The 1413-nt window shown below is 77.6% G+C and carries 1 protein-coding gene; it reads left to right on the top strand.

The features are described 5' to 3' along the window. Positions 1-226 precede the first annotated feature (226 nt). Positions 227-1413, top strand: a 1187-nt coding sequence (locus GTR00_RS20820; protein ID WP_166613429.1) for an ROK family transcriptional regulator, incomplete at its 3' end; no start/stop codon positions are given.

Below are 1413 nucleotides of genomic sequence, written 5' to 3' on the forward strand. Positions count from 1 at the left end.
GGCGGGTGTCAGGGTCGCTTGTCATGGGTGCGAGCCTGCCGCGGCCCGCCCGCCGTGTCAAGGGTGCTTGTCACGGGGTTCCCGCCGCTGCGGGGCCCCGCCGCTTCCGCGTCGCCGTGGCGCCCGCGTCGCCGTGGCGCCCGTGGCGCCCACCCAGCCGTAACGGTCGTGTTACGTCCTCGCCACCCCCTTGCCAACGATTTGTCAGGAGTCGAAACTAACCCGGGTGACGACCTCCACCGCCCCCGGCGCACCGCGGCCGCGCAGCGCGCCGCGACCCGCCGCCGGCGGTGGGCTGCGTCCGCGCGCGAAGGTCCTGCCCACCCAGGCGCGGGCGCACAACCGGGCCGTCGTGCTCGGCGTGCTGTTCCACTCCGGGCCGAGCTCGCGCGCCGACCTGGCGCGCGCCACCGGCCTGACCCGCGTCACCGTCTCCGAGATCGTCGCCGGCCTGCTCGCCGAGGACCTCGTGGCCGAGCTGGACGCGCGCCCCGGCGGACGGGTCGGCAAACCCGCCACGCCCGTCGGGCTGCGCGGCGCGGACAACCTCGTCGTCGCCGTCGACCTCACGCGCCTGTCCAGCGCGCGCGGCGCCGTCCTGGACCTCACCGGCACCGTCGTCAGCGAGGCGGTCGCCGACCTGCACGGGCTGCGCGGCAGCGCCGCCCTGGCCGCCGTGGAGGGTTTCTGCCGCGACGTCCTGGCCACGGCCCGCGCCGCCGCCCGCGCCTCCGTCATCGGCGTCGGCATCGGCACCCCCGGCGTCGTCGACGAGCACGGCACCGTCGTCGAGGCGTCCAACCTCGGCTGGACCGACGTGCCGCTGGCCCGGCTGCTCACCGAGGCCCTGGGCACCGGCGTGCACGTCGTCAACGACGCCAACGCCGGCGCGCTCGCGGAGTTCACCTACGGCGGGTCCTCCCCGTCGGGGTCGATGACCGTGACGATCGGCGAGGGCCTCGGCGCCGGCATCGTCCTGGACGGGAACCTGCTGCGCGGCGGGCGGATGGCCGCCGGCGAGATCGGCCACCTCACCGTCGACCCCGCCGGCCCGCACTGCGAGTGCGGCCGGCGCGGGTGCCTGGAGACCTACCTGTCGGTGCCGCGGCTCACCGCGGCGCTGGAGGGGAAGGCCCCCGCGCGGCGGCGCGCCGCCCTGGCCGCCGCCGGGCGACGGCTCGGCGGCGCCCTGGCGCCCGTCGTCGCCGCCCTGGACCTCGACGAGGTCCTGCTCAGCGGACCGCGCGACCTGCTCGCCGGCCCGCTCCTGGACGCCGCGCGGGAGACCGTGCGGAACGCCTGCATGCCCACGGCCACCGACGTCCCACGGGTGCGCACGGCGTCGCTGGAGGAGTCCGCGGTGCTCAGGGGCGCCGCGGCCCTCGTGCTCTCCGGGGAGCTCGGCTTCAGCTG

Source organism: Kineococcus indalonis (assembly GCF_009906395.1).
In the GTDB taxonomy this organism is placed as follows: Bacteria; Actinomycetota; Actinomycetes; order Actinomycetales; family Kineococcaceae; genus Kineococcus; species Kineococcus indalonis.